Below are 9,599 nucleotides of genomic sequence, written 5' to 3'. Positions count from 1 at the left end.
TTGACATCCTCACCCACCTAAAGGAGGGTGATTCCTACTGCTAGACGCTCATGCCCGAGCGCAAGAATGTTTAGAGCTGAGTTTTTATCTCTATCGTGAGCTGTACCGCAACTCACGCACTCCCATTCTCTTATTCCAAGACCCGTCCTACCTTTCGGACTACTTGAGGTGATCTCACCACAGCACGAACAGATTTGGGTGGTATAGGCTTCATTGACTTCCTCAAACAATACCCCTGCGTTCTCGCATTTATACTTGAGCAATGTTTTTAGTGCCGAAAACCCTGTATCTAAAACAGACTTTGCCATTTTAGTTTTGACTAGTTTCCTGGCACTTAAGTCACCCACAACAATTAGTGCATTGTTTTTTACAAGCATGGTGCTTGCTTTGTGCAAATGATCTTTACGACAATTTGCAATCTTAGCGTGTAATGCACGAACACGCTTTTTATTCCTTGATCGTTGAGCAATCCCTAATTTCTGCTCGTACTTCCGATAGAATTTAGGGTTTGTGATCACTGTGCCATCAGAGCAGGTGGCAATATCTTTTAAACCTAAATCAATGCCTATGGCTTTGGTTGCTATTGGTTTTTCTTGTTTAGATGATTCAACCACGAGGCACACATACCAGCGCCCACGACTATCTTCAACAAATGAGCCAGTTTTAACCTTGTATTTGCCTATACCATAACTGTCCCATAAGTTGAATTTAGTTTTCCCGTACTCAACCCAGCCATCGGCATACTTGAATCCTGATTTTTTAAATGGTATCCAACCCAAAGATCGTCTTGCTGATTTTTTGTTGCTTACACGCCATTTCAGCTTTGCTTTTTTAAATTGCTTTCTTCGGGTAATAAGTTCTTCTGTAATGGCTTGAACAGTTTGACTATGCAGGTTGCATTCCTTAGAAGTACCTTTGGTGTATTCTGCAATATCGTATGCCGATAGAAATTCACCCTTACGCTTGAGATGTTTAAATCCTAAATCATTCACATAATTCCAAACAAAATTCACCTCAGATGCCAATTGGTCTAGCACCTTGCAATGTTTGTTTCTTATACGTAATTTAAGTGTTTTCATCATTAGAATATATTTAGTCTATGAACAATAGTCAAGAAATTAGAACAGGCCGTCACTGTGTCTTTAATATGCACATTCACTTGGTATTTGTAGCGAAATATCGTAGAGATGTTTTCACCAATGCCATGCTTGAAACGATGCGTGAAGTATTTGAACGTGTCTGCTTAGACTTTGAAGCTGAATTGATAGAATTTGACGGTGAACATGATCATGTACATTTGCTCGTCAATTATCCACCTAAAGTCGCCATTTCTAGTTTAGTGAATAGCTTAAAAGGTGCGTCTAGTCGCATTCTACGCACTAAGCATCCTGAAATTAAGAGCAAATTATGGGGCAATGCCCTGTGGTCCCCAAGTTACTTCGCTGCGTCATGCGGAGGTGCGCCAATCGGAATTATTAAACACTATATTCAGCAACAGCAAACACCGCATTAATGGCTTACGCCAGTCGCTTATATCCTCGGGCTGAACCCCGAAGTTTTACGCTCCAACGAATAAATTGAAGCATTGCTTTCGACCCACTCAAATAGCTGAAACAGTTCCGCACCTAGATACTTTCGGCAATTATTCGGAGTATTGGAGGTGACAATTGCCATGCGAACGCCCTGCTGTTTGAGATGGCGAAGCAAATCCGCAATACCTTCAAACAATTCTGGCATTTTGCCACTACGACGCATCTCCCGTTTACAGTCATACATTAAGCGAAAGGTCTGAAATATTGACAGATTGAGTGCCTGACGGATCTGTCGTGGTGGTAAAGCTCTTAAATGCTCGACCTGATCTTTATGCATCAATGCATAGCGATATTTACCGGCAAAGCAATTCAGCAACTCGATAAACTGTTCAAAGGAATCAACCAGAGTACCATCTATATCAAAAATGACCAGCTGATAGGGTACAACGCGATTATTTAAAAAAGCCATAAGCCAGTCATCCAGCAATTTATGCCAAGTTTAAAAAATATATCTTTTCTCTACTCATATTCACTCATATTTGTAATGTTTATCACTGTAATCCTGATCAAAATTATTTCGGCACAAATAATGTGCGGCATAGTTGAGTTATTTTTTAGGCTTTAAACTGATAGCAGAAACTAGACTGTCTATTTTATGGCTATAAAATAAAAAAGCCCTGCAAGTGCAGGGCTTTTTTCGCTCAATGAGTGCTTACTTTTTCTTTTTAGGACCAAGCAGCATACCCATTTGACGGCCTTCCATTTTTGGAGACTGTTCAACTACACCAATTTCCGCTACATCAGCTTCAATTTTTTGTAATTGAGCCAGACCCAACTGTTGGTGAGCCATCTCACGACCACGGAAACGAAGCGTGATTTTTACCTTGTTGCCTTCTTCAAGGAACTTGATAATTGCACGCAGTTTTACGTTGTAATCACCTACATCAGTACCAGGGCGTAGCTTGATTTCTTTCACCTGTACTTGATGTTGTTTTTTCTTCGCTTCTTTCTGCTTTTGTTTAAGATCAAACAAATGCTTGTTAAAGTCCATGATTTTACAAACAGGTGGCTCAGCATTTGCTACGATCTCTACAAGATCAAGCTCTACGCTTTCTGCTGCACGTAAAGCTTCAGTTAAGCTTACTATACCTTTTTGCTCACCATTTTCGTCTACAAGACGGACTTCTTTCGCACGAATTTCATCATTCAACGCAGGACGGTTTGATTTGTTACCGCCCTGTTGATTACGGTCAGGCTGTTTAATCGCTGTTACTCCACAATGTACCGGCCGCGTTCGGCAACGGCTGTTTTTACCAGATCAACGAAAGCATCGATTGACATGGTACCCAAATTTGTTCCTGAGCGTGTACGGACATTTACCGTACCTTCCTCTACTTCACGGTCCCCAAGTACCAGTAAGTAAGGAATACGCTCTAAAGTACGTTCACGAATCTTAAAGCCGATTTTCTCATTTCTCAAGTCGGAAATCGCGCGGATACCGCTTTCTTTAAGTTTTGCGACGACTGACTCACAAGCCTCGGCTTGAGAATCGGTAATATTCATGACACACGCCTGAATTGGTGATAACCAAGGTGGCATAAAGCCTGCGTAGTGTTCAATAAGTATACCAATAAAACGCTCGAAACTGCCAAGAATTGCACGATGTAACATTACTGGCTGATCACGGTCGTTGTCTTCGGTCACGTAAGATGCATCTAGACGTTCTGGAAGGTTGAAGTCACATTGAATCGTACCGCATTGCCATACACGGCCCAAGCAGTCTTTCAATGAGAATTCGATCTTCGGACCGTAGAACGCACCCTCACCTGGCTGCAATTCCCACTCCAGACCAGCAGCATCTAAAGCATCTGCCAAAGATTTTTCTGCCATATCCCAAAGTGTATCATCACCAACACGTTTTTCAGGACGAGTTGACAACTTCATTTGTACTTCTTCGAAGCCAAAATCTTTGTATACATCGAGTGTCAATTTGATAAAGTCTGCAACTTCAGTACCGATTTGCTCTTTGGTACAGAAAATATGTGCATCATCTTGGGTAAAGCCGCGAACACGCATAATCCCATGTAAAGAACCTGATGGTTCGTTACGGTGACATGACCCGAATTCTGCCAGACGTACCGGAAGATCACGGTATGACTTTAAGCCTTGGTTGAACACTTGTACGTGACAAGGACAGTTCATTGGCTTCACCGCATAGTTACGATTTTCAGAATGCGTCGTAAACATGTTGTCTGCATAGTTGGCAGCATGGCCTGATTTTTCCCATAACGTGAAATCAACCACCTGTGGTGTGCGGATTTCTTCGTAGCCATTGTCCTGCTGAACTTTACGCATGTACTGTTCAAGAACCTGGTAAATGGTCCAGCCATTCGGATGCCAGAACACCATACCCGGTGCTTCTTCCTGCATATGGAACAAGTCTAGCGCTTTACCGATTTTACGGTGATCACGTTTTTCTGCTTCTTCGATACGTTTTACATAAGCAGCAAGCTGTTTTTTGTCCGCCCACGCTGTACCGTAAATACGTTGTAACTGTTCATTTTTCGCATCACCGCGCCAGTAAGCACCCGAGATTTTAGTCAGCTTGAACGATTTTAAGAATTTAGTATTTGGAACGTGCGGACCACGGCACATATCCAGATAGTCTTGATGGTAGTACAGGCCCATTTGCGTTTCTTCAGGCATGTCTTCGATCAGACGGAGTTTGTATTCTTCGCCACGTGCAGTAAATTCTTTGATCACTTCATCACGTGGTGTCATTTTTTTGATGACATCGTAGTCTTGGTCGATGAGCTTTTTCATACGCTCTTCAATCGCTGCCATGTCGTCTAGAGTAAATGGACGTGGCATCCAGATGTCATAGTAGAAACCTTCTTCAATGACTGGACCAATTACCATTTTTGCTTCTGGGAACAATTGCTTAACAGCATGACCCACTAGGTGTGCGCAAGAGTGACGAATGATATGAACACCATCTTCGTCTTTAGGCGTAATGATCTGTAAGGTTGCATCTTCAGTAATAAGATCACAAGCGTCTACTAAACGATCGTTCACACGACCTGCAACAGTATTTTTTGCTAGACCAGGACCGATGCTTTGAGCAACTTCCATCACAGATACGGCTTGATCAAACTGTTTTTGATCGCCATTTGGCAAAGTGATAATTGGCATATGAAATCCTTAAGGAGTGATGCCCCGTACAATGGAGCATGTCACCGCGAGATTATGATCGAGGAGAACCTCAAAAGATAAAAACGGTGGATAAATAAAAAATCGCCTAGAATTTTACACGTCTCGGGCCATTTAATAAACCGTTAATCCTTTTTTCTCGGCTGAAAACATGCTTTGCTGCCAATCCTTTGCAGTATGTTCAGGATGACTTGGGAGATAACCACCATGATCTATCCTGTTATTCCCTAAAATTCTCCCACTTTTGATATTGTCCCTGCTCATAAGCATACAGCGAAGCAAATTGTGGCAGAATCGATTCACTTTGGGCTGGTCGGAAAAATACATAATCATCGACCTGAATCCGGCAACCAGATGGAATCTGCAACAATTCCTGATTACTACTGCGCCCATACAGTAAATGCGGTTTCGTACCTGGTGGATAGATGCATTTCCCGCGCCAGTAACCACCATAAATACATACCGCCCGTTGCCGCGGTTGAAACCGCTTTAATCGCTCTAATCCAGGTAACTGAATTTGGTCCAGCACTTTCAATACTGGTGCAGCAATCCATAAAGCCGGTTGCATGGGCTCTAGGCCTTCCAGATCAAAATCAGTTGGCTTGAGCAACATTGAACCGAAGGATACATCATTACAGACCGTCTGGATAAAGTGGTGATGCAAGGTACCACTTCCCGCTCCATTCAGACAAAGAGCAGACAGATCCAGCTCAGGCAGCATCTGGCACATGACATTCATGAAGTTCATATAACACTGTTGAGATTTCTGATAGCTCTGGATGGGAGGAAATAATGCACTAGGCAACTTAGAAACATGAGCATCGTAACCCATCAGACCACTTAAACTCAGATATTCCGAATGGCTTTTGATAATCGCCAGGCAGTGCATAAACTGCTCTAGATCTGACAACCCACCACGATGAAGGCCAATATCAATTTCCAGATTGATCCGCAGCTGTAGATTCCGCTCCTTGGCATATGTCAGATAATTTTTCAGACGCTCAGCTGAATCAATCAGTCACTGCACTTTCGGCAGATGCTCAGCCTGATCTTCGGTAAAGCTTTTCAGGCATTGCAAAGGCACTGGCTTGCCCATCAGAATATCTGCCTGCGTATAGGCTTGCAGGATATGGACCGCATGCGGAAGATGGAACACCATAAAAGACTGGGTATTAAAGGCTTTAGCAATTCGTTTTAGCAATATTGAATTGGCTAATGATTTCACCACCAGACGCGGTTTCAGATGGGTCGGCATCTTATGTTGTAACCAGTCAATATTCTGTTCCAGCTTAGACAAATCCAGAATCAATTGAGGTTGTCCATTTCCTTGCTCATGCAGAGTTTTCTGGAGTTCCTGAAAGTAGTCAAGATATAGCATACTGTATTCCTCCTCAGCTCATTCAAGATGGAATGAACAGGCGCTCCAGATAAGGATTGAGCCATTTATCCTGTGGATCAAGGGATTTTCGTAACTGCATAAACTCATCCCATTTCGGATAGAGTTCACAAAGCTGTCGGGCTTCCAGCGAATGCAGCTTGCCCCAGTGCGGGCGTCCTCCGTATTTTCTGAAAATCGGTTCTACCAGATCAAAAATCACCTGATAATCCTGTTTGTAAAATTGATGTACGGAGATCGAAACTGAATCTTGTTGATAAAATGGACTTAGCCAGATATCGTCCCCACGTACATAACGAAATTCAATTGGAAAAAATACCGGCGCTTTCTGTTGCTGTAGTATTTCCATAACCTCCTCAAAACAGGCCAGTCCCTGTTTCACCGGCAGCTGATATTCCATTTCATTAAAACGGGTATTACGTACACTAGGAAAAATACGGCTGGACCAGTCCACTGCTTTCGATGGCCGGATCGCTATATTTAACAGACGCTGTAACCAGGGATTCAGTCCTGGCCAAATTCGATTCAGCTCACAGCACATGTTCAACATGAAGTCCTCATCCAGCCAACCATCCGGTCTTGCCTGTGCTTCTTCCTGGGTTTCATCCAGACTTTTTAGAATGACATTATCGCTATGGGTAAAGGCCCAGAACTCTATATGCCGGTGCTGATGCTTCCATTTATCGATGCTTGCATATAGATCGGTGAGTGAGCAAAGTCGAATCTGCTCCTGCAACCTGTACATGGGCCGGTTTTGTAGCTGGATACGGGTCATAATGCCCAGACTGCCACATGCCACCCGTCCTGCAGCAAAGATATCTGCATTCTGCTCAGAGTTACAGCATAGCAAGTGACCGTCCGCAGTCAGCAATTCAAATTCAGAAACCAGAGCAGAAAGACAAGGTAACTCCACCCCGGTTCCATGCGTACCTGTAGCAATGGCACCTGCCAGACTTTGCCGGTCGATATCCCCTTGGTTTGCCAATGCCTGATCAATGGTGGCCAGCTTCTCACCCACATCATACAAACGGGTCCCGGCCCAAAAGGTACTGCGACACTGTTCTCGATCATAGTCACACATCCCTTTAAGCTGATCTAGGCAAACCAGCACGTCGCTGGTTTTTGCCAAGGCACTAAAGGAATGGCTTGCACCCACAACACGTAATTTTGGATAGACACGCACAAGCCCCTGCAGCATCTCAATGCTGTAAGGATGAAAAATACTGGGACTGGATCGCTGGGAACCTGACCAGTTGGCCCACATCTCTGCACGTGCTATCTCCATAGCGGCTTCCTTTTACCCGGTTTTAAGTCAATAAAACCCGGACATAATTGCTCTTATTTTTGTTGTTATGAATATCTTTTTATTTAGAAATCATCATGCAGTCATTTAGAGAAACAAGTCAATTTTAAAGTCTATGTAAATTTGTAAAACTCGTTTTTTTATAAATACTTGCAAAATAATTTGATTTTATTAGTCACTAATCCACAAAAATAAAAGCCAGTCATTTTATCTATTTGCGCGGGTCTTTGAAGCTAAATTTCACACCGGATTCTATTTAACCCAACTTTATTCTGTTTATTATAGTGACAGACATGTAAAGTAACAGTTCATTTTATCCATCAAAGTTCAATAAAAACAAAAATATAGATATTAAAAGCTTGATCTTTCATTCACGCTCGACTAAAGCATAAATGTCACAATCACTAAAAATTGCTAGATTTAGAGTAATTAAATAATAATTATTTATTCAGGGAGTAGAACAATGGGCAGTGCATATGATGAATTACCACGCACACCAGCAAACTTTGTAGCGCTTTCACCTTTACGCTATCTAGAACGTGCGGCCTATATCTATCCCAACCAGAATGCCATTATTCATGGCCAGCGTGAAATTACCTGGCGTGACACTTATCAGCGCTGTCGTCGGTTCGCTCACCAGTTGCAACAGCTTGGTGTAGGCAAAAATGATACCGTATCTGTCCTTTTACCTAACGTCCCAGCCATGATTGAGGCGCACTTTGCTGTTCCGATGGCAGGTGCTGTACTGAATACCTTAAATACCCGTTTAGATGCCAAGACTTTGGCTTTTATGCTAGAACATGCGGAAACTAAAGTTCTACTTGTCGATCCTGAATTTACTGCTGTGGCGCAGGAAGCGCTGGCACTGATCAAGCAGGATATTTATATCATCGATGTAGCAGATGAGAACTATGAAGAAGCTGCTGATCGTATTGGCCAGATTGAATATGAAAGCTGGCTGGCTCAAGGCGATGCCAATTTTGAATGGCACTTGCCACAAGATGAATGGGACGCAATCAGCCTGAACTATACTTCAGGTACAACTGGCAACCCAAAAGGCGTGGTTTATCATCATCGCGGTGCGTATATTAATGCAGCCAGCAACATTATTGCCTGTGGCATGATGCCACGTGCAACCTATCTCTGGACCCTGCCATTATTCCACTGTAATGGCTGGTGTTTTGCCTGGACCATGGCGGCCAACGGCGGAACCAATGTCTGCTTACGCAAAGTTGATCCTGAACTGATCTTTCAGCTGATTGCCACACATAAAGTCGATTATTTCTGTGGTGCACCAATTGTCCTGTCGATGCTCATCAATACACCGGAAGAGAAAAGAACCAAATTTGATCACCGTGTAGAAGTTATGGTGGCAGGTGCTGCGCCTCCAGCAGCCATCATTGAAGGTATGCGCAATATTGGTATCAATGTAACCCACGTCTATGGTTTAACCGAGACATATGGTCCTTCTGCCCTATGTGCATCTCAAGCTGGCTGGTCCGATCTCACCATCCAGGAACAGGCCCAGTTGCACTCACGTCAAGGTGTACCATATCCATTGCAGGATGGTATGAAAGTGCTTGATCCTGAAACCATGCAGGAAGTGCCACATGATGGTAAAACGCTGGGCGAGATCATGTTCCGCGGTAACATCGTCATGAAAGGTTATCTGAAAAATCCGGAAGCTACGGCAGAAGCCTTTGCCGGTGGCTGGTTCCATACCGGTGACCTCGCTGTTTGCCAGCCAGACGGTTATGCCAAAATCACTGACCGCTCTAAAGATGTCATCATTTCTGGTGGTGAAAATATTTCTTCGCTAGAAGTAGAGGAAGTGCTGTATCAGCACCCTGCGATTCTGACTGCAGCGGTAGTCGCCAAACCAGATCCACGCTGGCAGGAAGTGCCGTGTGCCTTTATTGAACTCAAACAGGGCTTCGAAGTTACACCAGAAGAAATTATTGAATTTTGTCGTGAACATTTGGCGCGTTTCAAAGTGCCAAAAGATGTGGTGATTACTGAGATTCCAAAAACTTCGACTGGCAAGCTGCAAAAATTTGTCCTGCGTGAATGGGCCAAAGAACGCTCAACTGGTGAGTTTAGCTAATCCATTATTATTCGATAAAAAAAGGAAGTCATCTCGACTTCCTTTTGATTTCTC

7 protein-coding genes and 1 pseudogene are annotated in these 9,599 nt (G+C 43.3%); 2 read left to right on the top strand and 6 right to left on the bottom strand.

All coding sequences use genetic code 11. The features are described 5' to 3' along the window. Positions 1–17 precede the first annotated feature (17 nt). On the bottom strand, positions 18–1,079 hold the full coding sequence (locus C8322_RS02590; protein WP_111810742.1) for an RNA-guided endonuclease InsQ/TnpB family protein: 1,062 nt from the start codon (positions 1,077–1,079) through the stop codon (positions 18–20). Between the two features lie 20 nt (positions 1,080–1,099). Between C8322_RS02590 and tnpA the strand changes: the two genes are divergently transcribed. Next, entirely contained in the window at positions 1,100–1,513 is a 414-nt protein-coding gene (tnpA, locus tag C8322_RS02585) for an IS200/IS605 family transposase (protein ID WP_004889908.1), read from the top strand. A gap of 17 nt (positions 1,514–1,530) precedes the next feature. On the opposite strand, the gene C8322_RS02580 is transcribed toward tnpA, so the two are convergent. The 5 genes and pseudogenes from C8322_RS02580 to C8322_RS02560 all read right to left on the bottom strand — a co-directional run bounded on the left by C8322_RS02580 (position 1,531) and on the right by C8322_RS02560 (position 7,423). Beyond that, positions 1,531–2,001 carry an HAD hydrolase-like protein gene (locus C8322_RS02580; RefSeq protein WP_004889909.1) on the bottom strand — a complete coding sequence of 157 codons (471 nt, stop codon included), beginning with the start codon at positions 1,999–2,001 and terminating at the stop codon, positions 1,531–1,533. 243 nt (positions 2,002–2,244) lie between these two features. After that, complete coding sequence (gene infC / locus C8322_RS02575; RefSeq protein ID WP_004889910.1) at positions 2,245–2,742, bottom strand: translation initiation factor IF-3; 498 nt, start codon at positions 2,740–2,742, stop codon at positions 2,245–2,247. 59 nt (positions 2,743–2,801) lie between these two features. Further along, a complete protein-coding gene (gene thrS / locus C8322_RS02570; protein ID WP_004813026.1) occupies positions 2,802–4,724 on the bottom strand; it encodes a threonine--tRNA ligase in 1,923 nt (640 codons plus the stop codon). A gap of 238 nt (positions 4,725–4,962) precedes the next feature. Continuing rightward, a pseudogene (locus C8322_RS02565) lies at positions 4,963–6,120 on the bottom strand (alanine racemase). Positions 6,121–6,142: 22 nt separating this feature from the next. Next, positions 6,143–7,423: a D-arabinono-1,4-lactone oxidase gene (locus C8322_RS02560; protein ID WP_004889919.1), complete on the bottom strand. Its 1,281-nt coding sequence runs from the start codon at positions 7,421–7,423 to the stop codon at positions 6,143–6,145. A gap of 481 nt (positions 7,424–7,904) precedes the next feature. Between C8322_RS02560 and C8322_RS02555 the strand changes: the two genes are divergently transcribed. Beyond that, the gene (locus tag C8322_RS02555) at positions 7,905–9,545 is read left to right on the top strand and encodes an acyl-CoA synthetase (protein WP_004889922.1); all 1,641 of its coding nucleotides are present in this window, start codon (positions 7,905–7,907) and stop codon (positions 9,543–9,545) included. The last annotated feature ends 54 nt before the right edge of the window (positions 9,546–9,599 follow it).

Source organism: Acinetobacter sp. SM1B (assembly GCF_003289665.1).
GTDB lineage: Bacteria > Pseudomonadota > Gammaproteobacteria > Pseudomonadales > Moraxellaceae > Acinetobacter > Acinetobacter schindleri.
The sequence above is the reverse complement of the archived record's forward strand: the minus strand, read 5'-3'. Positions and strand labels throughout refer to the sequence as shown.